This is a genomic window from Enterobacter sp. CCUG 70166, assembly GCF_020224095.1.
In the GTDB taxonomy this organism is placed as follows: Bacteria; Pseudomonadota; Gammaproteobacteria; order Enterobacterales; family Enterobacteriaceae; genus Enterobacter; species Enterobacter intestinihominis.
In genome coordinates this window covers 143313-167486 of sequence record NZ_NRIQ01000011.1, presented here as the reverse complement: position 1 = coordinate 167486, position 24174 = coordinate 143313, and the positions used below count along the sequence as shown (strand labels likewise).

Genomic DNA, 24174 nt, shown 5'->3' with positions numbered 1-24174 from the left:
TCCCGCGACCGGACCCATAGGGAGACCCGCCATGGTCAGTAAGAAGAAAACCCGTGTTGTTGATGATGTCGTTAAAAACGCGCCGCTCAAAACCAAAGCGTACGAGCAAGAGCTTCGCCGCCTCCATGTTGAACTGGTTAAGCTCCAGCAATGGGTGGTCGCCAAAGGGTTAAAGGTCTGTATTGTTTTTGAAGGGCGAGACGGCGCGGGTAAAGGCGGCGCCATCAAAGCCATCACCGAACGCGTCAGCCCCCGGGTGTTTCGCGTTGTTGCATTACCGGCCCCCACCGATAAAGAGAAAAGTCAGCTCTATTTTCAGCGTTACGTTCCCCATCTGCCCTCTGCCGGTGAAATCGTCATTTTTGACCGTAGCTGGTACAACCGCGCAGGCGTGGAAAGAGTAATGGGTTTCTGTACCGAAGAGCAGGCCGACAAATTTCTTGATGGAACGCCGGTGATGGAAAAAGCGATGGTCGATGCCGGTATCATATTGTTGAAATACTGGCTCGAAGTAACGCCAAAAGAGCAGGAACGCCGCCTGCGCGATCGAATTAATGATGGTCGCAAGATCTGGAAGCTGTCTCCAATGGACATAAAATCTTTCAATCTGTGGGATGAATATACCCTCGCCCGTGATGCGATGTTTAAAGCGACCGACACCGCCTGGGCGCCGTGGTTTGTGGCGCGCTCAGAAGATAAAAAACGGGTTCGGTTGAATATTATTTCGCATCTGCTTTCACAGATCCCCTATAAAGAAATTCACGTTGACAAGGTGGATTTACCGAAACGCAAGATCGGCAAAGTGAAGCCAACAAAATATCCCTTCCGGTATATTGCAGAGCGGTTTTGATATTACTGGAAGACGGCTCGCATAATGTAGATTACCAGGGGAAACAGTATTGTTTTTTGTTGGCTGCGGTTGATAATGACCGCACCAACAAAGGAGAAAACATGAAACCGAACCGCACAGAAAGATGTGCTACGACAGAGCGCCCTACGGGGAATAGACCTCGCCCACTCTCTACAGCAGGAGAGCTCAAGCGGCAGCGTCAACAGGATCAAGGATTTATTAAAGCAATGAATGAATTAACGGCCAAAGCCGGGCTATTATCGGATGACCCTTATTTCGGAGGGCTTTGATGTGTTTTCAGTTTGACGTTTACCGCAATCCATCAAACAGAACGTGTGAATATCAACCCTATTTTATGATTATTCAGCACGATTATTATGACGACTTATCAACGAGACTTATTGTCCCGTTAAGCTATCACAATCATTTAAGAGGATATTCAAACGCTGCAACGCCACTGGTGAACCTTGAATTCCAGACATATTTTCTTAATACAGCCAACATCACACACGTGGAGACAAAAAAACTTAATAATAAGGATTATGTATGTAATCTGCGCAGTGCAAGAAGCAGTGTTCTTGCAGGAATTGATGCGTTAATTACCAATACGTAGCTAAAAGCCGCGCAAGCGCAGCGCCGCCGGACAATGCCGACGGCGCAAGGTTTACTTCAACCCTTCCGAACTCTCTTTTTGCGCTTCAAGACGCTCAATGTCGCGGTACCAGCGCGGATGGTGCTTCTGCGCCCAGCGGCGGCTCACCTTCCCTTCAATCATGCCTTTAATCGATCCTTTCACCCAGAATGCCATATACATATGGATCAGAATGGCGTGGATCAGAATAATGGCCGAGGTCGCGTGGATCAGCAGCGCATAACGCACCACCTGAATCGGGAAATAGTGCGCAAAATACGGACGCCAGATGATCACCCCGGTCACCAGCAGCACAAAAATCATGCTCATGATGGTCCAGAACATCATCTTCTGCCCGGCGTTATATTTGCCCACCCTCGCGACTTTATGCTCGTTGCCTTTCAGAACCTCAATAATCCCTTTTAGCCACGGAATATCCTGCTTGTCAGGGATGTTGTGATGAACGAAACGTACAAACATAAACATCAGCACCACGAAAATCAGTACGCCGAAGAACGGATGCAGAATGCGCCCCATCTGCGGTGTCCCGAAGGTTTCCGTTAGCCACTGTAGCGTCGGGAAGAAGAACGAAATGCCGGATACCGCCACCAGGAAGAAGCAGATGACCACCGTCCAGTGACAGGCGCGATCGACAAATTTTGTGCGCACTATCATTTTCGACTTACTCATGATGCTCCTCCTCGTCGTCATCCACCTCTTTATTCGGCCCGATACCGATGTAGTGATAAATCAGCCCGGCAAAGGTGGCGATAAAGCCCGCCGCTGAGAGCGGCTTAAGCGCCCCTTTCCAGAGGTTGATTGAGGTATCGATCGCCGGATCCTTCGGCAGATTGTGATACAGCTCCGGCTGGTCATTGTGGTGCAGAACATACATGACGTGCGTACCGCCCACGCCCTGCGGGTTATAAATCCCGGCCTTGTCATAGCCGCGCGCTTTGAGCTTATCCACCCGCTGCTGCGCCACTTCCAGCATCTCTTTTTTGGTGCCGAAGTGGATAGCCCCGGTAGGACAGGTCTTCACGCAGGCAGGCTCCTGTCCGACGCTGACGCGATCGACACACAGCGTGCATTTATAGACCCGGTTATCTTCTTTATTGAGGCGCGGGATATTAAACGGACAGCCTGCGATGCAGTAGCCGCAGCCGATACAGTTATCCTGCTGGAAGTCGACGATCCCGTTGGCGTACTGAATAATTGCACCCGCAGACGGGCATGCCTTCAGGCAGCCCGGATCTTCACAGTGCATACAGCCGTCTTTACGGATTAGCCACTCCAGCTTGCCGTTCTGGTCGGTTTCGCTAAAGCGCATCACCGTCCAGGACTTGGCGCTCAGATCAGCCGGGTTATCGTAAACGCCAACGCAGTGCCCCACCTCGTCGCGGATATCGTTCCACTCCGAGCAGGCCACCTGGCAGGCCTTACAGCCCACGCAGGAGGAGACATCGATCAGCTTGGCGACTTCTGCCTTGTAGTCCCGCGCGCGAGGCGCGGGCGTTATCGGGTTGGTCGCGGAGCGTTTAATAATGTCTTGTGTTTCCATCGCCATTTAATCGCTCCTTACGCTTTCTCGATGTTGACCAGAAACGCTTTATACTCCGGCGTTTGCGAGTTGGAATCGCCGACGTTTGGCGTCAGGGTATTGGCGATGTAACCTTTCTGCGCCACCCCTTCAAAGCCCCAGTGCAGCGGGATGCCGACGGTTTCTACCTGCTGGCCGTGTACGTTCAGACTTTGCAGACGACGGGTGACCACCGCTACCGCGCGAATAAAGCCGCGTTTGCTGCTCACCGTCACGCGATCGCCATTGGCAATGCCTTTCGCCTTCGCCAGCGTTTCGCTTATCTCCACAAACTGTTCCGGCTGCGCGATGGCGTTAAGCCGCGCATGTTTGGTCCAGGTATGGAAATGCTCAGTCAGGCGGTAGGTAGTTCCGACATACGGGAACTTGTCCTTTTTACCTAAACGCATCACGTCATCTTCATAGATACGCACTACCGGGCTGGAGACCACGTTCGGGTGCAGCGGGTTAGTGCCGAGCGGCGTTTCCATCGGCTCGTAATGTTCCGGGAACGGCCCTTCCGCCAGCTTGTCGATGGCAAACAGACGCCCCAACCCTTCCGGCTGCATGATAAACGGCCCGGTGTTGCTGCCCGGCGCGGCGGTGTTGAAGTCCGGGATATCGTTCCCCGTCCACTTCGTGCCGTTCCACTCGATCAGCATGCGTTTCGGATCCCACGGCTTACCGTTCACGTCTGCGGAGGCACGGTTGTACAGTACGCGGCGGTTCAACGGCCACGCCCATGCCCAGCCCAGCGTGTTGCCCAGGCCTGACGGATCGGCGTTATCACGGTTGGCCATCTGATTACCCTGCTCCGTCCAGCTACCGGTGTAGATCCAGCAAGACGAGGCCGTGGTGCCGTCGTCACGCAACAGCGCGAAGCTATTGAGCAACTGGCCTTTCTTCGCCACCAGATTGCCGTTGGCATCGTACAGGTCGGCCAGCGCCACGCCGTTGTTCTCTTTTGCCACCTCTTCAGACTCAGGATGATCCGGCTGCTTGTAGTTCCAGCTCATCTTCAGCAGCGGCTCTGCGCCTTTGCCGCCTTCGGTGCGGTACATCTCGCGCAGACGATGGTAAATACCGGCCAGAATTTCGCCGTCATTACGCGCTTCACCCGGCGCATCCTGACCTTTCCAGTGCCACTGTAGCCAGCGGCCAGAGTTGGCAATAGAACCGTCCTCTTCCGCAAAGCAGGTCGAGGGCAGGCGGAACACCTCGGTCTGAATGGATGCCGGATCGACATCGTTAGACTCGCCGTGGTTCTGCCAGAACGTAGACGTTTCGGTGACCAGCGGATCGATAACCACCATGTACTTCAGCTTGCTCAGGCTGCGAACGACTTTGTTTTTATCCGGGAATGACGCCACCGGGTTAAAGCCCTGGCAGATATACCCCGTGACGTCGCCCTTATCCATCATGTTGAAATACTTGATGACATCGTAAGCCTGATCCCATTTCGGCAACCACTCAAAGCCCCAGTCATTCTCTTTCTGCGCCGCATCGCCGTAGAACGATTTCATCAGACTGACGGCAAACTTTGGGTAGTTACTCCAGTAGTTCACCTGGTCCGGACGCGTCGCTTTTGGCGTGTTGGCGTCAAGCCAGCTTTGCCAGTCGGTCTGCTTCTCCGACGGCAGGGTCAGGTAACCCGGCAGGCTGGTCGACAGCAGGCCGAGATCGGTTAAGCCCTGAATGTTGGAGTGTCCGCGCAGGGCGTTCACGCCCCCACCGGCCATCCCCATGTTGCCGAGCAGCAGCTGGATCATCGCCATGGTACGGATGTTCTGCGCGCCCACGGTATGCTGCGTCCAGCCCAGCGCGTACAGGAAGGTGGTTGTTCTGTCGGCGGCACTGGTGGAGGCCAGCACTTCACATACTTTCAGGAAGTCTGCTTTCGGCGTACCGCAGATGTTTTCCACCACGTCTGGCGTATAACGGGAAACATGCTGTTTCAGCAAGTTCCACACGCAGCGCGGATCGGTCAGGGTCTCATCGCGTTTCGCGTAGCCGTTTTCGTCGAATTGATAGTTCCAGGACGATTTATCGTACTGACGTTTCTCTGCGTCATAGCCGCTGAACAGGCCATCTTCGAAGGCGAAATCTTCCCGCACCAGCAGGCCGGCATTGGTGTAATGCTTAACGTATTCCGCGTTAATCTTATTGTTTTCGATCAGGTACAACAGCACGCCGGAAAGGAACGTAATATCCGTACCGGAGCGGATCGGCGCATAAATATCAGCCACCGATGCCGTACGCGTAAAGCGTGGATCGACGACAATCAGCGTCGCATCGTTGTTGTTTTTCGCTTCCATCGCCCAGCGGAATCCCACCGGATGGGCTTCAGCGGCGTTACCGCCCATCACCACCACGACGTTTGCGTTTTTGATATCAACCCAGTGGTTGGTCATCGCACCGCGACCAAATGTTGGAGCAAGACTTGCTACCGTTGGTCCGTGTCAGACGCGCGCCTGGTTATCAACCGCCAGCATGCCGAGGGAGCGCACAAATTTTTGCGTCAGCATGCCGGTCTCATTACTTGCCGCAGACGCACACAGCATCCCGGTGGAGGTCCAGCGGTTTACCGTAACGCCCTGCTCGTTCTTTTCAATAAAGTTGGCGTCGCGATCCGCTTTCATCAGTTTTGCAATACGTGAGAAGGCCTCGTCCCAGGAGATGCGCTGCCATTTATCAGAGCCCGGCGCACGATATTCCGGATAGCGCAGACGGTTTTCACTGTGGACGTAGTCCAGCAGCCCCGCCCCTTTCGGGCAAAGCGCCCCGCGGCTCACCGGATGGTCCGGATCCCCTTCAATATGATAAATCGCTTCTTTGGCGTTCTTCGCGCCATCACCCAGGCTATACATTAATAGCCCACAACCCACGGAGCAGTATGTGCAGGTGTTACGGATCTCTTTCGCGCGCAGCAGTTTATAGTTGCGTGCCTGAGCCAGCGCCATTTTGGGAGCGAATCCCAGCATTGCGGCTGTTGTTCCGGCCATACCGCCCGCGCAGATTTTAAAAAATTGTCTGCGGCTGACGTCCATTGCTGTCCTCGTTATCTGATAAGACTTCGCGCCGCAAACTAACAGCAAAGCCCCTGTTTTTTTTGCGTCAAATCAAGGTCGCCGAACTTCGCCCCCTTAATAGTCACCGCCGGTATGATTTATTACTCCTTTCGGGTTAACCGCGAAACAGAAAATTCGCCTGGTGAATGGGTTAGATGCTATAAGTTTACCCTTTGATTTTTATGAGACTGGCAGGGTAATGGACAGAAAAAGAGCAACGCTGATTGGCCTGGTGGCCATACTGCTGTGGAGTACCATGGTGGGTCTCATCCGCAGCGTCAGTGAGGGACTTGGCCCGGTGGGGGGCGCAGCAATGATCTACACCGTCAGCGGATTATTGTGTCTGGCGACGGTAGGTTTCCCTGATATTAAACGGTTTTCGAAAGGCTATCTCATTGCGGGCAGCGTCCTGTTTGTCAGCTATGAAATGTGCCTTGCCCTGTCGCTTGGCTTTGCCGCGACGCGCTCGCAGGCAATTGAGGTGGGCATGGTCAATTATCTCTGGCCAAGCCTGACGATTGTGTTCGCCATTTTGTTCAACGGACAAAAATCCACCCTGTGGGTGATCCCCGGCTTAGCGATCTCCCTGTTGGGCGTGGGCTGGGTCTTAGGCGGCGAAAACGGGCTGCACGTTCACGACATCATGCAAAACATCGTTTCCAGCCCGCTGAGCTACGGGCTGGCATTTGCCGGTGCCTTTATCTGGGCCGCCTACTGCACCGTCACCAGCAGGTATGCCAGAGGGCAAAATGGCATTACTCTTTTCGTCCTGCTGACCGCCCTGAGCCTGTGGGTCAAATATGCCGTCAGCGATCAGCCCGAAATGGTATTCAGCGTGCCGGTAGTCGTGAAGCTGTTGATGTGTGGTGTTGCCCTTGGCTTTGGCTACGCCGCCTGGAACATTGGGATCCTCCACGGTAACGTCACGGTGCTTGCGGCCGTCTCCTACTTCACCCCGGTACTCTCTGCCGCGCTGGCGGCTATTATACTGAGCTCTCCGCTTTCATTCTCATTCTGGCAAGGGGCATTAATGGTTTGCGCCGGATCATTACTTTGCTGGTATGCCACCCGCAAATAGCATTTTAATTTTACCGGGCACGAATCATGCCCGGTAAAAATTAACATTATTTTAATATGTGATCACAATAAAGAATATTATTTATAACATTCGTATGTATTTCTATTTCTGTATAGAGTACTCACAGAAAGTCAGATCCGTTGTGGAAATTGACACAAACTGACAACGAAGGTAATTAATTCAACCCCAATATTCCCGCGCTATATAGCACATAGTGCAATAGTTTATTTCTGGATGTTTCTTTTAAAAAGCAGTTGCTGGCTTCCGGATAAATCCACAAACCACTGTTTTAAAAGTCAATAACGCGCCCCATTCCTTGACATTATCTGCCAAGCCCTTTTATCTCTCTCTAAAAACAAAAACGCATGGCAACTATTTCCAGCCTTATTATCGTGTTTTGTTAATAATCAATTTATGTATATAAATTAACCTTATTGAGCGATTTAAGGGAAATTTATCGGATCAGGATCACACTAATTGAAATTATCTTTAATATTTTGAAACTTATTATTGAAAGCAGTCTACGGAATTTTAAAAATAGTCTGCCATTGACGATAAGCCTCGTTTAAAAATCGCTCAGGTGGCTTAGGAAATACCTAAATAAAATTATAAGGGTTAGTTAAGATGAAACTTAAATTAGTTGCAGTGGCAGTGACTTCCATGTTGGCGGCTGGCGTTGTTAACGCGGCTGAAGTTTTTAACAAAGACGGTAACAAACTGGATCTGTACGGCAAAGTTACTGGTCTGCACTATTTTTCTGATGATGCTGGTAGCGACGGCGACAAAACATACGTTCGTCTGGGCTTCAAAGGTGAAACTCAGATCAACGAACAGCTGACCGGATACGGCCAGTGGGAATATGAGTTCAAGGGCAACCGCTCTGAAGCTCAGGGTTCCGATGGCAACAAAACCCGTCTGGCCTTCGCTGGTCTGAAATTCGATGAATTCGGTTCCTTCGACTACGGTCGTAACTACGGTGTTGCTTATGACATCGGCGCATGGACTGACGTTCTGCCAGAGTTCGGTGGCGATACCTGGACGCAGACTGACGGCTTCATGACCGGTCGTACCACTGGCGTTGCCACCTACCGTAACACCGACTTCTTTGGTCTGGTTGACGGCCTGAACGTGGCTGCCCAGTACCAGGGTAAAAACGACCGTTCAGAGATCACCGAATCCAACGGTGACGGCTGGGGTCTGTCTTCTACCTATGAATTCGACGGCTTCGGTGTGGGTGCGACCTACGCGAAATCTGACCGTACTGACCGTCAGGTTCGTGCTGCAAGCAACCTGAACGCCGGTGGCGAAAACGCAGAAGTCTGGGCTGCTGGCCTGAAGTACGATGCGAACAACATCTACCTGGCAACCACCTACTCTGAAACCCGCAACATGACGGCGTTCGGTAGCGGTCACGTTGCCAACAAAGCACAGAACTTCGAAGTTGTGGCTCAGTACCAGTTTGACTTCGGTCTGCGTCCATCCATCGCTTACCTGAAATCCAAAGGTAAAGACATCGGTTCTTATGGCGACCAGGACCTGGTTGAATACGTTGACGTTGGCGCGAGCTACTACTTCAACAAAAACATGTCCACCTACGTTGATTACAAAATCAACCTTGTGGATGACAGCCAGTTCACCAAAGATGCCAAAGTGGCTACCGACAACATCGTGGCTGTAGGTCTGACCTACCAGTTCTAAGAGGTGTTAGTTCAAAAGGCCAGCCCTCGCGGCTGGCCTTTTTTTTACTGCTGCCCTCCGACCTTCGCCAGACTAAACCAGATCCCGATCGCCAGAATCATCAGCATGGCTCCCGCACTGCCCAGGGCCACGCTGTGCGAGGTGATGAACGCGGTTTTCGCCGCCGTCATCACCGGCTCGGCCAGTGACGGCGTCAGCTCCTGCGCGACCTTCATCGCTTCACCGATGGACAACGAGGCTTTATCGGTCAGCGACGCGCTCAGCCCCTGCGGCAGTACAATTGACGCCGAAAAGCTGCGGGTTAACAACAGACCGAAAATGGCGATCCCGAGACCAGCGCCCAGCTCGTAGGACATGGTTTCGATCGCGCCTGCGGCGGCCGCTTTCTCTTTCGGCGCGGCAGCCATGATCGCTGACGTCGATGCCAGCAGTGCGCTGGCGGCACTGAAGCCCAGCAGCACCATCAGGCTCCACGCCTGCCACTGTTGGGTGCTGAAATCGAGCGTCGACAGGCCGATAAAACTGATCGCGCTTAGCCCCATGCCTCCGGCCGCGACAATGCGCAGCCCCAGACGCCCGACCAGCACACCCGCGATCGGCCCGCTAAATCCGCTCGCCACCATCACCGGCAGCATAAATATCCCTGCTTCAAACGGCGTAAAACCATGCACGAACTGCAACTCCTGCGCCATCAGCAGTTCAAAGCCCACCAGCGCAATCATGGCGGTCATCGCCATGACCACGCCGCTTAAAATAATGCGATGGCAAAACAGACGCATGTCGATCATTGGCACGCGCGCGCGCAGCTGGATACGGACGAAAATAAACAGCATCACCGCCCCGGTAAGCAGCGTAGAGGCCACCATCCACGGCGACAGCACCCCTTTCAGGGCGGTTTTGGCGCTGTAGACCAGCAGTAAAATGGCGACAATCAGCATAATGGCATGGCTGATATTGAGCGGCTGCTCGGGCCGACCCTGCTGAGCAGGCACAAAGCGCGCAGCAAGCGAAACCACGATCAGCACGATCGGCACGTTAATCAGGAAGACCGAACCCCAGTAAAAGTGCTCCAGCAGCATGCCGCCAATCAGCGGGCCAAACGCCGCGCCGCCCGACCCAACGGCAGCCCAGACGCCAAGGGCGATGTTACGGTGCCGCACGTCAATAAACAGCGTGCGGATCCCTGCAAGCGTAGCCGGAATGATCATCGCCGCGCCAATCGCCAGCGACGCGCGGGCGGCAATCAGCCAGCCCGCGGACGGCGCAAAAGCCGCCGCTAACGATGACAGGCCAAACAGCACGCTGCCGATCATCAGCAGGCGCTTAAAACCTATGCGATCGCCCAGCGCGCCCATCGGCAGCACCATCCCCGCCATCACCAGCGAGTAAATATCAATAATCCACAGCAATTCGTTGCCGCTGGCACCCAGCGTCATGCTCAATGTTGGCGCCGCCACGTGCAGCACCGTCGCGTCAATCGCCACCGGGATATACACCAGCACGATAATCACTAACGCTAACCACTGACGAAACATAAATTTCCTTTTCATTTAAAAACTGGACACATGTCCAGATTGCGATCCTACGTAAAGTTGAACACTTGTCCAGCTCTTTGTTACACTCGTTTCGTTGCCATTGAGAGTGAGAAATTATGCGTTATCTAAGCAAGGACGAGCGGCGGGAAGAGATCCTACAGGCCGCAATGCGCGTGGCGCTGACCGAAGGATTCGCTGCGATGACCGTGCGCCGAATCGCTACCGAAGCGGGCGTCGCCACCGGGCAGGTGCATCACCACTTTGCGTCGGCGGGCGAGCTTAAATCGCTGGCGTTTGTCAGGCTGATCCGCGATTTGCTGGATGCTGAAATCGTTGGCGAAAACGCAGGCTGGCGCGAGCGCCTGCATGCCATGCTCGGCAGCGATGACGGCGGGTTTGAGCCCTACATTCGACTGTGGCGGGAGGCGCAAATTCTCGCCAGCCGGGATAGCGATATCAAAGGCGCCTACGTTTTGACCATGGAGATGTGGCACCAGGAAACGGTCGCAATTATCCGCGCCGGGGCGGAGGCCAACGCCTTTACGCTTGCTGATCAGCCGGAAAATATCGCCTGGCGTTTAATTGGTCTGGTATGTGGCCTGGATGGCATATACGTCTTAAATATGCCTGAAATGGACGACGCGGCATTTAATAAGCATCTGGATAAACTTATCTCCCTCGAATTGTTTTAATACTCCCATCGGAGTATTAATTTCCGCAAAGAGTTACAATTAGTAACACATAAAGCGAACCCTGATTCCCATTCCAAACTCAGGGATTCGCTTTTTTATCTATCCTTTCAGATGTATCCCATAACATCCTATAAATTTCATAAACCACTGACAGGTATCTTTCTGTTTTTCCTTCTTTTTTCTCTCCACTTCGGTAAGCAAGAGGGTGATATGTCACATCAAAGCGAGAAGAGTAATCAGCATCTGTTGAGTAACTGGAAACCGGAAAACGCGCAATTTTGGGAGAATAAAGGGAAACATATCGCACGAAGAAACCTGTGGATTTCCGTGGCGTGTTTGTTGCTCGCATTTTGTGTCTGGATGTTGTTGAGCGCTATTGCGGTAAATCTTAATAAGGTCGGATTTAATTTCAGCACCGATCAGCTTTTTATGCTAACGGCATTACCTTCTCTCTCCGGCGCGATATTGCGTGTCCCCTACTCTTTTATGGTGCCGATATTTGGCGGGCGTTACTGGACCGTGTTAAGCACCGTTATCCTGGTCGCACCCTGTGTCTGGCTTGGGATCGCCATTCAGAATACCGCCACGCCCTATTGGATCTTCATCATCATCGCGCTGCTTTGCGGTTTTGCCGGTGCCAACTTCGCTTCCAGTATGGGAAACATCAGCTTCTTCTTCCCGAAAGCCAGACAGGGCAGCGCACTGGGCATTAACGGCGGGCTGGGTAACCTGGGCGTGAGTGTGATGCAGCTGGTTGCGCCGCTGGTGATTTTCCTGCCGATGTTTACCTTCCTCGGCGTGCACGGCGTACCGCAGGAGGATGGATCGACGATGTGGCTGGCGAACGCGGCGTGGATCTGGGCGCCGCTGCTGATTCTGGCCACCATTGCGGCGTTTTTAGGCATGAATGACATCGCCAGCTCGAAAGCGTCCATTGCCAGCCAGCTTCCGGTGCTTAAGCGCTTTCATCTCTGGCTGCTGAGCCTGCTTTATCTGGCAACCTTCGGCTCGTTTATCGGTTTCTCGGCAGGCTTTGCCATGCTGTCGAAAACCCAGTTTCCGGACGTTAATATCCTCCACCTCGCCTTCTTTGGCCCACTGATCGGCGCCCTGGCGCGTTCGGCTGGCGGAATGATTTCGGACAGACTGGGCGGCGTAAGGGTGACGCTGATCAACTTCGTCTTTATGGCCATCTTTAGCGCCCTGATTTTCCTGACGCTCCCCGGGTCTGGTTCAGGCAGCTTTATCGCCTTCTATCTGGTCTTTATGGGCCTGTTTCTGACCGCAGGCCTGGGTAGCGGCTCGACCTTCCAGATGATCGCGATTATCTTTCGCCAAATCACCCTCGACCGCGTGAAAAAACAGGGCGGGAGCGATGAACAGGCACAGCATGAAGCGGTGACCGAAACGGCTGCGGCGCTGGGCTTTATCTCTGCCATCGGTGCGGTGGGCGGGTTCTTTATTCCCAAAGCCTTTGGCACCTCCCTGGCGATGACCGGTTCCCCGGTGGGCGCCATGAAAGTCTTCCTCGTGTTTTACATCGTCTGCGTGCTCGTCACCTGGCTGGTGTACGGCCGCAAATCCTCACAAAAATAATAACTACCTCTTCGCCGGAGCGTGATGCCTCACCCTCCGGCCATGTTATCGAAGCAGGAGAAATGTCATGAGCAAACTGTTGGACCGCTTCCGTTACTTCAAAACAAAAGGCGACAGTTTCGCCGATGGGCACGGCCAGGTGTACCACACCAACCGCGACTGGGAGGACAGTTACCGTCAGCGCTGGCAGTTCGACAAGATTGTGCGATCCACCCACGGCGTTAACTGCACCGGCTCCTGTAGCTGGAAGATTTATGTCAAAAATGGCCTGGTGACATGGGAAACCCAGCAGACCGACTACCCGCGTACCCGCCCTGACCTGCCTAACCACGAACCGCGCGGCTGCCCGCGTGGCGCAAGCTACTCCTGGTATCTCTACAGCGCCAACCGTCTCAAGTACCCGCTGGTACGCCGCAGGCTGATCGAGCTCTGGCGCGAGGCGCTGGCGCAGCATACCGATCCGGTGCTGGCCTGGGATGCCATTCAGAACGATCCACAGAAAGCGCAAAGCTACAGAAAGGCGCGCGGTAAAGGCGGGTTTATCCGCTCAAACTGGAAAGAGCTTAACCAGCTGATTGCTGCCGCCAACGTCTGGACCATCAAAAACTACGGCCCGGATCGGGTAGCCGGTTTTTCCCCCATCCCGGCCATGTCGATGGTCTCTTATGCCGCCGGTACGCGCTATCTCTCCCTGCTCGGCGGCACGTGCCTGAGTTTCTATGACTGGTACTGCGATCTGCCTCCGGCATCGCCGATGACCTGGGGCGAGCAGACCGACGTGCCGGAATCGGCGGACTGGTACAACTCCAGCTATATCATTGCCTGGGGCTCGAACGTGCCACAGACGCGTACCCCGGACGCCCACTTCTTTACCGAAGTGCGTTACAAAGGCACCAAGACCGTCGCCATTACGCCGGACTTCTCGGAGGTGGCGAAGCTCAGCGACCAGTGGCTGGCCCCCAAACAGGGTACCGACAGTGCCCTTGCCATGGCGATGGGGCATGTGATCCTCAAAGAGTTCCACCTTGATAACCCGAGCGATTACTTCCTCAACTATTGCCGCCGCTACACCGACATGCCGATGCTGGTCCTGCTGGATGAACAGGCTGACGGTCGCGTGGTGCCGGGCCGCATGCTGCGCGCGTCGGATCTGGCCGACGGGCTGGGTGAAACCAATAATCCGGAGTGGAAAACCATCGCCTTTGACGTCGCCGGAAATCTGGTGGCGCCGAACGGCTCTATCGGTTTCCGCTGGGGCGAAAAAGGCAAATGGAACCTGGAGTCGCTGGCCGCGGGACAGGAGACCGAGCTGACGCTTTCCCTGCTCATCACCCACGACAGTGTGGCAGACGTGGCCTTCCCTTACTTCGGGGGCAACGAGAACCCGCATTTCCGCAGCGTGAAGCAGGAGCCGGTGCTGACGCGCCGCGTACCGAGTAAAACCCTGACGCTGGCCGACGGCAGCCAGAGACGCGTGGTCAGCGTGTACGATCTGGTGCTCGCAAACTACGGCCTCGATCGCGGTCTGGAAGACAGTAACGCGGCGGCAAACTACGCCGAGATCAAAGCCTACACCCCGGCCTGGGGCGAACAAATTACCGGCGTACCCGCTTACCTGATAGAAAAAATCGCCCGTGAATTTGCCGACACGGCGCACAAAACCCATGGTCGTTCGATGATCATCCTCGGAGCCGGTGTGAACCACTGGTACCACATGGACATGAACTACCGCGGGATGATCAACATGCTGGTCTTCTGCGGCTGCGTCGGGCAAAGCGGCGGCGGCTGGTCGCACTATGTCGGCCAGGAGAAACTGCGCCCGCAAACCGGCTGGCTGCCGCTGGCCTTCGCACTGGACTGGAACCGTCCGCCGCGCCAGATGAACAGCACCTCTTACTTCTACAACCACGCCAGCCAGTGGCGCTATGAGAAGCTCACCGCACAGGAGCTGCTTTCTCCTCTTGCAGACGCGTCGAAATTCACCGGACATCTGATTGATTTCAACGTCCGCGCCGAGCGCATGGGCTGGCTCCCTTCCGCGCCGCAGCTCAACCTCAACCCGCTGCACGTTAAGGCCCGTGCCGACGCCGCCGGGATGTCGCCGCAGGATTACACCGTGCAGGCGTTAAAATCGGGCGATATTCGCTTCGCCTGCGAACAGCCGGACAACGGCAAGAACCACCCGCGCAACCTGTTTGTCTGGCGTTCTAACCTGCTTGGCTCGTCCGGAAAAGGCCATGAGTACATGCTCAAATACCTGCTTGGCACCGAGAGCGGGATCCAGGGCGAGGATTTAGGCTCAACGGATGATGTCAAACCTGAAGAGGTGGAATGGCAAACCGCCGCCATTGAGGGCAAGCTGGATCTGCTGGTGACGCTCGATTTCCGTATGTCCAGCACCTGCCTGTTCTCCGATATCGTCCTGCCGACCGCCACATGGTATGAAAAAGACGATATGAATACCTCGGACATGCATCCGTTTATTCACCCGCTCTCTGCCGCCGTTGACCCCGCGTGGGAGTCCCGCAGTGACTGGGAGATCTACAAAGGCATCGCCAAAGTCTTCTCTGAAGTGTGCGTCGGGCATCTCGGCACCGAAACTGACGTGGTGCTACAGCCGCTACAGCATGACTCCCCGGGGGAACTGTCGCAGCCTTTTGATATTCTGGACTGGCGCAAAGGCGAGTGCGATCTCATCCCCGGTAAAACCGCGCCAAACATTGCGGTCGTCGAGCGCAACTATCCGGAAACCTACGAGCGCTTCACTTCTCTCGGTCCGCTGCTGGACAAACTCGGCAACGGCGGAAAAGGCATATCGTGGAACACGCAAAACGAAGTCGATTTCCTCGGCAAGCTCAATTACGTCAAGCTCTACGGCCCGGCCAAAGGCCGACCGCGCATTGAAACCGCCATTGATGCTTCAGAGGTGATCCTCGCTCTTGCGCCGGAAACCAACGGTCAGGTCGCGGTCAAAGCCTGGGAGGCCCTCGGCGAACTGACCGGGCGCGATCACACCCATCTGGCGCTGAACAAAGAAGACGAGAAAATTCGCTTCCGCGATATTCAGGCGCAGCCGCGCAAAATTATCTCCAGCCCAACGTGGTCCGGCCTTGAGAGCGAGCACGTGTCGTATAACGCAGGCTATACCAACGTTCACGAGCTGATCCCGTGGCGCACGATTTCCGGCCGCCAGCAGCTGTATCAGGATCACACCTGGATGCGCGCCTTCGGTGAAAGTCTGGTGGCCTATCGTCCACCGATTGATACCCGCAGCGTCACCCACATGCGCGAGATCCCGCCGAACGGCTTCCCGGAAAAAGCGCTTAACTTCCTGACGCCGCACCAGAAATGGGGCATTCACTCCACCTACAGCGAAAACCTGCTGATGCAGACCCTGTCACGCGGGGGGCCAATCGTCTGGATCAGCGAAACCGACGCGCGCGAGCTGGGGATTGAGGACAACGACTGGATCGAAGCCTTCAACGCCAACGGCGCCCTCACCGCCCGCGCGGTGGTTAGCCAGCGCGTGCCGCCGGGCATGACCATGATGTACCACGCTCAGGAGCGCATTCTGAACATTCCGGGGTCAGAAGTGACCGGACGGCGCGGCGGGATCCACAACTCGGTCACCCGCGTCTGTCCGAAACCGACCCACATGATTGGCGGCTACGCGCAGCTGGCGTACAGCTTTAACTATTACGGCACCGTCGGCTCGAATCGCGACGAGTTCATTATGATCCGCAAAATGAAAAACATTAACTGGCTGGACGGCGAAGGTCGGGATCAGGTTCAGGAGGCGAAAAAATGAAAATACGCTCACAGGTTGGCATGGTACTGAATCTCGATAAATGCATTGGCTGCCACACCTGCTCGGTCACCTGTAAGAACGTCTGGACCGGGCGCGAAGGGATGGAGTATGCGTGGTTTAATAACGTCGAAACCAAACCGGGTATCGGCTATCCGAAAAACTGGGAAGATCAGGATGAGTGGCAAGGCGGATGGATCCGCAGTATTCACGGCAAGCTGACCCCGCGCCTCGGCGGAAAAATGGGCGTCCTGTCGAAAATTTTCGCCAACCCCGTGTTGCCGCAGATTGACGATTACTATGAACCTTTCACCTTCGATTACCAGGATCTGCACCGCGCCCCGGAGGGGGATCACCTCCCTACCGCCCGCCCCCGCTCGCTGATTGACGGTAAGCGGATGGATAAGATCGTCTGGGGACCAAACTGGGAGGAGCTGCTGGGCGGCGAGTTCGAAAAACGCGCCCGCGATCGAAACTTTCAGAAGATCCAGAAAGAGATGTACGGCCAGTTCGAAAACACCTTCATGATGTACCTGCCGCGCCTGTGCGAGCATTGCCTCAACCCGAGCTGCGTCGCCACCTGCCCGAGCGGTGCGATTTACAAACGCGAAGAGGACGGCATTGTGCTGATCGACCAGGACAAATGCCGCGGCTGGCGTCTGTGTATTAGCGGCTGTCCGTACAAGAAAATCTACTTCAACTGGAAAAGCGGCAAGTCAGAGAAGTGCATCTTCTGCTATCCGCGCATCGAGTCCGGCCAGCCGACCGTCTGCTCAGAAACCTGCGTTGGACGCATCCGCTACCTTGGCGTGCTGTTGTATGACGCGGACCGTATTGAAGAGGCGGCCAGCACCGAGCATGAAACCGATCTGTATGAGCGCCAGTGCGACGTGTTCCTTAACCCGAACGATCCGGCGGTGATTGAAGAAGCCCTGAAGCAGGGCATCCCGCAGAACGTCATCGACGCAGCGCAGCGTTCCCCGGTTTACAAAATGGCGATGGACTGGAAGCTCGCCCTGCCGCTGCATCCGGAATACCGCACCCTGCCGATGGTCTGGTATGTGCCGCCGCTGTCACCGATTCAGTCCTACGCGGACGCGGGTGGTCTGCCGCAGAGCGACGGTGTACTGCCTGCGGTCGAAAGCCTGCGCATCCCGATGCAATACCTGGCAAATATGCTCAGCGCGGGCGATACCGGCCCGGTGCTGCGCGCTCTGAAGCGCATGATGGCGATGCGTCACTACAAACGCTCCCAGACCGTGGAAGGCGTGACCGATACCCGCGCCATTGAGGAAGTGGGCCTGACCGAAGCGCAGGTTGAGGAGATGTACCGCTATCTGGCCATCGCTAACTACGAAGACCGCTTCGTGATCCCGACCAGCCACCGCGAAATGGCGCGCGACGCCTTCCCGGAGAAAAACGGCTGCGGCTTCACCTTCGGTGACGGCTGTCACGGCTCCGACACCAAATTCAACCTCTTCAACAGCAGCCGCATCGACGCGATCAACATTACCGAGGTGCGCGATCACGGGGAGGGAGAATAATGCAGATCCTTAAAATCATCGCGCTACTGATTGAGTATCCCGATGAGCTGCTTTGGGATAACCGTGAAGAAGCGCTTTCCCTGGTGGAACAGGATGCGCCCATGCTACTGCCGTTTGCGCAGCAGCACCTGAGCGCCCCGCTGCTGGATAAGCAGGCCGAATGGTGTGAAGTTTTCGAGCGGGGGCGCGCGACTTCACTACTGCTGTTCGAGCACGTTCACGCCGAGTCCCGCGATCGCGGTCAGGCGATGGTCGACCTGATGAGCCAGTATGAGAAAGCCGGGCTGGAGCTGGATTGCCGCGAGCTGCCGGACTATCTGCCGCTCTATCTGGAATATCTCAGTATCGTCAGCGACGACGAGGCGCGTGAAGGGCTGCAAAACGTCGCGCCTATACTGGCGCTGATTGGAGGCCGCCTGAAACAGCGCGAGGTAGCGCATTACCAGCTGTTTGACGCCCTGCTGTCGCTGGCGGAAACACGGCTTTCCAGCGACAGCGTGGCGAAACAGGTATCCGGTGAAAAACGTGATGATACCCGTCAGGCGCTGGACGCCGTGTGGGAAGAGGAACAGGTCAAGTTTATCGAAGACAACGCCACATCGTGCGACAGTTCGCCGATGCAGCAATATCAACGACGCTTTAGCCAGGACGTCGCGCCGCAGTACGTGGACGTCAGCGCCGGAGGCCCAAAATGACTCATTACCTGAACGTGTTTTTCTATGACATTTATCCGTACATCTGCGCCACCGTCTTCTTCCTCGGCAGTTGGTTGCGCTACGACTATGGGCAGTACACCTGGCGGGCGTCATCAAGCCAGATGCTCAGCAAGCGCGGGATGAACTGGGCTTCGAACCTGTTTCATATTGGGATTCTGGGGATCTTCTTCGGGCACCTGTTCGGCATGTTAACCCCGCACTGGATGTACGCCTGGTTTTTACCCGTCGCGGTTAAACAGCAGTTAGCCATGATTGCGGGAGGTATTTGCGGGGTGCTGACGCTGATCGGTGGGTCGATGCTTTTGATCCGACGCCTGTTCAACCAGCGGGTGCGCGCCACGTCCACCACGCCGGATATTATCATCATGAGTATCCTGCTGCTTCAGTGCATCCTTGGGCTGTCGACCATTCCTTTCTCCGCTCAGTACCCTGACGGAAGCGAGATGATGAAGCTGGTTGGCTGGGCGCAGGGGATCGTCACGTTTAAGGGCGGCTCGTCGGAAATGCTGAGCGGCGTCGCGCCGATCTTCCGCGTGCATCTGGTGCTGGGGATGACGATCTTCCTCATCTTCCCGTTCACCCGCCTGGTGCACGTGTGGAGCGCGCCGTTTGAGTACTTCACGCGTCGGTATCAGGTGGTAAGATCGCGCCGTTGATTTGTCGGGTGGCGGCTACGCCTTACCCGACCTACGTATACTCCCGTAGGCCCGGTAAGGCGTAGTCGCCACCGGGCTATTTCCCTGCCTGCGGATGCGTATCAAACCCTGCCATTACTGCCGTCAGCTCTGCCAGTGTAAAGCCGTGCTTCGGGTCATCAACGCCCAGGCCAAACCGCTCCTGCATGAGCTTATATAGCGCCTCCGCATCCGGCAAATGGATCTGCTCCTCCACATGACCGTTCTGCCAGTGGGTAAAATTAAAGTTGGTCAGCGTCAGCTTGCCCCCGTCCGGCAGGTGGCGACACATCAGCAGGTGATGACGAAAATGGGACTGAGGCCAGTGCGCCGACCAGAAGTTACCCATCACGTAATCGTTGAAGTACTGCGTCCCCAGGTCAAATTGGTACATCGACTGCCAGTGCTCGTGATGGCGGAATTGCAGTACCCAGTCGTTACCCTCGCTCAGCAAACGATAACTCCCGTGCGGGGTTTCCTGCTCCTCGTTAGCGATCAAACGAATCGGCGCCGTCAGCGTTTGTCCGCCAAATCCTACATCAGCGATCCAGCGCTCGCCGTTCAGCTCAACCAGCAGCAACCGGTGCGTGCGCGGCGGCATCTGCGACGGATTCGCCAGCACAACCCGCCCCAGCACGCTGCGTACCGTAAACCCAACTTCGCGCAACACCCGTTCAAACAGGCCATTTTGCTCGAAGCAATATCCCCCCCGACGCGCGGTGACCAGTTTATCCACCAGACACCCGTCGTCCAGATGAATTTCCCGCGGCAAAACGACGTCAATATTTTCAAAAGGGATCGCGCAGTTATGGTGTAAATGGAGCCCCCGCAGGGTATCGATATTAACCTGTACGGGCTGCTGCCAGCCCGTGCGGGCAAAATAAGCACTCAGAAATGGGGACATGATTTGCTCCATGATGTGATATCCCCTGTTTATAAACTATTTTCCCTAATGCATATGCGCAAAAGTGCTTTTTCGGCATACTCATCGTGTACATGAGGAGATCCTATGAGCCACTTTCGTCCTGTTGAATTACGTCATGCCAGCCGTCTTCTGAATCACGGTCCAACCGTGCTCATCACCAGCCGGGATGAGACCATCGATCGTCGCAACGTCATGGCCGCCGCATGGTCTATGCCGGTGGAATTTGAACCCCCGCGTATCGCGATTGTGGTAGACAAAAGCGCGTGGTCACGGGAGTTGATCGAACGCAGCGGGAAATTCGGCATTGTGATCCCCGGCGTGGCGGCAGCCAACTGGACCTGGGCGGTCGGCAGCGTCAGCGGGCGCGACGAGGATAAATTTAACTGCTACGGGATCCCGGTTATTCATGGCCCTGAGCTTGGTCTGCCGGTTATAGAAGAGAAATGTCTGGCGTGGATGGAGTGTCGGTTATTACCTGTCACTTCTGCGGCCGAGAAATATGACACCCTGTTTGGCGAAGTGGTTTCCGCCGCGGCAGATGAACGCGCATTTGTCTCCGGACGCTGGCAGTTTGACGGGGATAAGCTGAATACGCTGCATCATCTGGGGGCCGGGACGTTTGTGACGAGTGGGAAGATGGTGAAGGCGCTGGATTGATTTTTTAATTATACCCATCTGAATTATATAAAATTTCTATGGCATTTTATGTTTATCATAACGATGTTAAACGGAGGATATTTCAGAAGCTGTTGCATAAACAATCTTTCGTAAAGGAAATATCCATGTCATGGAACAAAGATGGCGCAATATCATATGCGAAATCACACGCGCAGCCCAGCAGCACGGGCTATTGTGCTCGTTACGTAACAGAAGCGATCAGAGCGGGTGGTCGATTAAAAATCCCCAACACGCGTCTGGCAAAAGATATGGGGCGCACATTAGTCAATGCAGGCTTTCACCTGGTATATGATCAACCCCATGCTGGTGACGTCGCAGTTATCCAAAATATAGTTGGTCATGATAGCGGTCACGTTTGTATATACGATGGTCAACAGTGGATCAGCGATTTTGTGCAACGCACCATGTATCCTGGGCAGGCTTACCGCAACATACAACCTCATTACGAACTGTTCAGGCATGGTTAATGAAACCACTCTACTTTTTACTTTTCGCCCTGCCTCCGCTCGCGGCCGCAGAAAACATTTATGCACCGGGTCAGGCGGCGCTTAAATTCAATCAATGGTATATAGCGCAGTTAGATCAGAACAAACCGCCCGTACTCAATCCAGACATTATGAACGAGTACGTAGCCTCAGGGACCATTGCAGCAATTAAAGAAATGTACTCTGGCGACAGTAACGACAAAGATATGCCCGATGCGGATATGTTTATCAAAGCGCAGGACTGGGATGATGACTGGAATCAGATAACCGTCTTACATTCTGATTTTGACGCCGTTTGCACAAACGTCTATGTCGCATTTGGTAAGAAGCAAGATCATGTTATTGCAGATTGTCTCGTTGAAGAGCAAGGAAAATGGAAAGTGCGATCGGCGACGCTAATTAAGTAACAGGCATAAACTCCCTGTCGTAATAATAAAGGCACATGGTAGCCAAATGACTACCATGTGCAATTAATTAACTCTTCACGCGCTTCGCAATAATCTCATCCGCCACATTCCGCGGAGCTTCCGCAAAATGATGGAACTCCATCGTATACGTCGCGCGCCCCTGGGACATCGAGCGCAGCGTGGTGGCGTAGCCAAACATTTCAGCCAGCGGGACGTCAGCGCGAATAATCTGGCTGCCGTACTGCTCTGCCATCCCCTGCACCATGCCGCGGCGGGAGGAGAGATCGCCCATAATGTTCCCGGCATACTCTTCCGGCGTTTCCACCTCAACGTGCATCACCGGCTCAAGAATAACCGGATCCGCCCGCCGCGCGCCCTCTTTGAAGCCGAGGATCGCCGCCATGCGGAAGGCCATCTCCGAGGAGTCAACGTCATGGTAGGAACCAAACGTCAGGGTCGCTTTCACATCGACAACCGGATAGCCCGCCAGCACACCCGTATTCATGGCTTCTCGCAAGCCTTTTTCCACCGACGGGATGTACTCCCGCGGCACTACCCCGCCTTTGGTGGCATCTTCAAACACAAAACCACTTCCGGCTGCTATCGGCTCCAGACTCAGGACCACATGACCGTACTGCCCTTTCCCGCCGGACTGTCGGACAAATTTACCTTCAATATCCTTCACCGCTTTACGCAGGGTTTCACGGTAGGTGACCTGCGGACGACCAATGTTTGCCTCAACGCCAAACTCACGCTTCATGCGGTCAACGATGATTTCGAGATGCAGTTCGCCCATCCCGGAGATAATGGTCTGACCGGACTCTTCGTCCGTGTGCAGGCGGAAAGACGGATCCTCCGCCGCCAGGCGCTGTAGGGCGATCCCCATTTTCTCCTGATCGGCCTTGGTTTTCGGCTCAATCGCCAGCGAAATAACCGGGTCCGGGAACTCCATCCGTTCAAGGGTGATCACCGCATTCGGGTCGGTCAGCGTGTCACCGGTGGTGACGTCTTTCAGCCCGACACAGGCTGCGATATCCCCTGTGCGCAACTCGTCCACCTCATGGCGGTCGTTGGCATGCATCAGCACGATGCGCCCGATTCGCTCTTTTTTGCCCTTTACCGGGTTATATACCGCGTCGCCTTTGCGCAGTATGCCGGAATAGACACGAATAAAGGTCAACTGTCCGACGTACGGATCGCTCATCAGCTTGAAGGCCAGCGCAGAGAATGGTTCATCATCGCTTGGGTGGCGCTCGGCGTGCTGTCCATCTTCGTCTACCCCATCAATAGCGGGCACGTCCAGTGGAGACGGCATCAATTCAATCACCGCGTCGAGCATGCGCTGCACACCCTTGTTCTTGAAAGCGCTGCCGCACAGCATGGGCTGTATTTCACCGGAGATCGTCCGGATCCGTAACCCTTTGATGATTTCCGCCTCATCCAGTTCGCCCGTCTCAAGGTACTTATCCATAAGCTCATCGCTGGCTTCTGCCGCAGACGAGACCATTTTTTCTCGCCACGTCTGCGCGGTGCTCAGCAGATCGTCGGGCACCGGCGCGTAGGTGAACGCCATGCCCTGGGTCGCATCATCCCAAAGAATGGTGCGCATCTTGTTGAGATCAACCACGCCGGTGAAGTGTTCCTCTGCGCCCACGGGGATCACAATCGGGACCGGATTAGCTTTCAGCCGCTCCTGCATCATCCGCACTACGCGGAAGAAATCCGCACCCGGGCGGTCCATTTTGTTGACGAATGCCAGACGCGGGACGTGATATTTATTCGCCTGACGCCAGACGGTTTCCGACTGCGGCTGCACGCCGCCGACGGAGTCATAAACCATCACCGCGCCGTCGAGCACACGCATGGAACGTTCCACCTCAATGGTGAAATCCACATGCCCGGGGGTGTCGATAATATTGATGCGGTGCGGTTCAAAGCCTCTGTCCATGCCGGGCCAAAAACAGCTCACCGCCGCCGACGTAATGGTGATCCCGCGCTCCTGCTCCTGCGCCATCCAGTCGGTGGTTGCCGCGCCATCGTGTACTTCACCCAGCTTGTGGCTCATCCCGGTGTAAAACAGGATGCGCTCAGTGGTGGTTGTTTTGCCCGCATCGATATGCGCGGAGATACCGATGTTGCGATAACGTTCGAGTGGAATGGGTCGGGGCATGATATTTCCTTACGTCTTCATGACGGGTTTGTGACGACCAGGA

20 protein-coding genes are annotated in these 24174 nt (G+C 55.1%); 14 read left to right on the top strand and 6 right to left on the bottom strand.

Annotated features, from left to right (window positions below; translation table 11 throughout):
- Positions 1-31: 31 nt before the first annotated feature.
- The 3 genes from ppk2 to CKK19_RS05830 are packed head-to-tail and all read left to right on the top strand — an operon-like array spanning position 32 to position 1463.
- Positions 32-850: a polyphosphate kinase 2 gene (ppk2, locus tag CKK19_RS05840; protein WP_022648203.1), complete on the top strand. Its 819-nt coding sequence runs from the start codon at positions 32-34 to the stop codon at positions 848-850.
- Positions 847-1140 carry a hypothetical protein gene (locus tag CKK19_RS05835; protein WP_126514228.1) on the top strand — a complete coding sequence of 98 codons (294 nt, stop codon included), beginning with the start codon at positions 847-849 and terminating at the stop codon, positions 1138-1140. The genes ppk2 and CKK19_RS05835 overlap by 4 nt, the downstream gene beginning before the upstream one ends.
- Entirely contained in the window at positions 1140-1463 is a 324-nt protein-coding gene (locus CKK19_RS05830) for a CcdB family protein (protein ID WP_022648204.1), read from the top strand. Before CKK19_RS05835 ends, CKK19_RS05830 begins: the two co-directional genes overlap by 1 nt.
- Positions 1464-1514: 51 nt before the next feature.
- On the opposite strand, the gene fdnI is transcribed toward CKK19_RS05830, so the two are convergent.
- Genes fdnI through fdnG form a run of 3 tightly spaced genes read right to left on the bottom strand, consistent with a single transcriptional unit; the run spans position 1515 to position 6107 of the window.
- Positions 1515-2171, bottom strand: coding sequence for a formate dehydrogenase-N subunit gamma (gene fdnI / locus CKK19_RS05825; RefSeq protein WP_063853477.1), 657 nt, complete (start codon positions 2169-2171; stop codon positions 1515-1517).
- Positions 2164-3048: a formate dehydrogenase subunit beta gene (gene fdxH / locus CKK19_RS05820; RefSeq protein WP_003857048.1), complete on the bottom strand. Its 885-nt coding sequence runs from the start codon at positions 3046-3048 to the stop codon at positions 2164-2166. The genes fdnI and fdxH overlap by 8 nt, the downstream gene beginning before the upstream one ends.
- Before the next feature lie 11 nt (positions 3049-3059).
- Positions 3060-6107 carry a formate dehydrogenase-N subunit alpha gene (gene fdnG / locus CKK19_RS05815; RefSeq protein WP_154819155.1) on the bottom strand — a complete coding sequence of 1016 codons (3048 nt, stop codon included), beginning with the start codon at positions 6105-6107 and terminating at the stop codon, positions 3060-3062.
- Between the two features lie 220 nt (positions 6108-6327).
- On the opposite strand from fdnG, the gene yddG reads away from it, so the two are divergent.
- A complete protein-coding gene (gene yddG / locus CKK19_RS05810; protein WP_063853475.1) occupies positions 6328-7206 on the top strand; it encodes an aromatic amino acid DMT transporter YddG in 879 nt (292 codons plus the stop codon).
- A 624-nt stretch (positions 7207-7830) separates the two neighbouring features.
- The gene (gene ompC / locus CKK19_RS05805; protein WP_063853474.1) at positions 7831-8904 is read left to right on the top strand and encodes a porin OmpC; all 1074 of its coding nucleotides are present in this window, start codon (positions 7831-7833) and stop codon (positions 8902-8904) included.
- A gap of 44 nt (positions 8905-8948) precedes the next feature.
- On the opposite strand, the gene CKK19_RS05800 is transcribed toward ompC, so the two are convergent.
- Entirely contained in the window at positions 8949-10439 is a 1491-nt protein-coding gene (locus tag CKK19_RS05800) for an MFS transporter (RefSeq protein ID WP_063853473.1), read from the bottom strand.
- 116 nt (positions 10440-10555) lie between these two features.
- Between CKK19_RS05800 and CKK19_RS05795 the strand changes: the two genes are divergently transcribed.
- The 6 genes from CKK19_RS05795 to narI all read left to right on the top strand — a co-directional run bounded on the left by CKK19_RS05795 (position 10556) and on the right by narI (position 19448).
- Entirely contained in the window at positions 10556-11131 is a 576-nt protein-coding gene (locus tag CKK19_RS05795; protein ID WP_015570471.1) for a TetR family transcriptional regulator, read from the top strand.
- 210 nt (positions 11132-11341) lie between these two features.
- Positions 11342-12727 carry a NarK family nitrate/nitrite MFS transporter gene (locus tag CKK19_RS05790; protein ID WP_063853501.1) on the top strand — a complete coding sequence of 462 codons (1386 nt, stop codon included), beginning with the start codon at positions 11342-11344 and terminating at the stop codon, positions 12725-12727.
- Between the two features lie 67 nt (positions 12728-12794).
- Positions 12795-16535, top strand: a complete 3741-nt coding sequence (locus CKK19_RS05785; RefSeq protein ID WP_225455054.1) for a nitrate reductase subunit alpha — start codon at positions 12795-12797, stop codon at positions 16533-16535.
- Positions 16532-18076 carry a nitrate reductase subunit beta gene (narH, locus tag CKK19_RS05780; RefSeq protein WP_225455053.1) on the top strand — a complete coding sequence of 515 codons (1545 nt, stop codon included), beginning with the start codon at positions 16532-16534 and terminating at the stop codon, positions 18074-18076. Before CKK19_RS05785 ends, narH begins: the two co-directional genes overlap by 4 nt.
- Positions 18076-18771, top strand: coding sequence for a nitrate reductase molybdenum cofactor assembly chaperone (gene narW, locus CKK19_RS05775; RefSeq protein ID WP_022648213.1), 696 nt, complete (start codon positions 18076-18078; stop codon positions 18769-18771). The genes narH and narW overlap by 1 nt, the downstream gene beginning before the upstream one ends.
- Entirely contained in the window at positions 18768-19448 is a 681-nt protein-coding gene (narI, locus tag CKK19_RS05770) for a respiratory nitrate reductase subunit gamma (protein ID WP_022648214.1), read from the top strand. The genes narW and narI overlap by 4 nt, the downstream gene beginning before the upstream one ends.
- A gap of 76 nt (positions 19449-19524) precedes the next feature.
- Here the strand turns inward: narI and nhoA are convergent, their stop codons facing one another.
- On the bottom strand, positions 19525-20370 hold the full coding sequence (gene nhoA / locus CKK19_RS05765; RefSeq protein ID WP_063137777.1) for an N-hydroxyarylamine O-acetyltransferase: 846 nt from the start codon (positions 20368-20370) through the stop codon (positions 19525-19527).
- Positions 20371-20475: 105 nt separating this feature from the next.
- Here nhoA and CKK19_RS05760 point away from each other — a divergent pair, with 105 nt between their 5' ends.
- The 3 genes from CKK19_RS05760 (at position 20476) to CKK19_RS05750 (ending at position 21961) form a co-directional block, all read left to right on the top strand.
- Positions 20476-21048, top strand: coding sequence for a flavin reductase family protein (locus CKK19_RS05760; RefSeq protein WP_045622528.1), 573 nt, complete (start codon positions 20476-20478; stop codon positions 21046-21048).
- Between the two features lie 125 nt (positions 21049-21173).
- Positions 21174-21536, top strand: a complete 363-nt coding sequence (locus tag CKK19_RS05755; protein WP_074174386.1) for a CHAP domain-containing protein — start codon at positions 21174-21176, stop codon at positions 21534-21536.
- The gene (locus CKK19_RS05750; protein ID WP_063853471.1) at positions 21536-21961 is read left to right on the top strand and encodes a DUF3828 domain-containing protein; all 426 of its coding nucleotides are present in this window, start codon (positions 21536-21538) and stop codon (positions 21959-21961) included. The genes CKK19_RS05755 and CKK19_RS05750 overlap by 1 nt, the downstream gene beginning before the upstream one ends.
- Before the next feature lie 67 nt (positions 21962-22028).
- Here CKK19_RS05750 and fusA read toward each other — a convergent pair whose 3' ends face one another.
- On the bottom strand, positions 22029-24131 hold the full coding sequence (fusA, locus tag CKK19_RS05745) for an elongation factor G (RefSeq protein WP_225455052.1): 2103 nt from the start codon (positions 24129-24131) through the stop codon (positions 22029-22031).
- Positions 24132-24174: the final 43 nt, after the last annotated feature.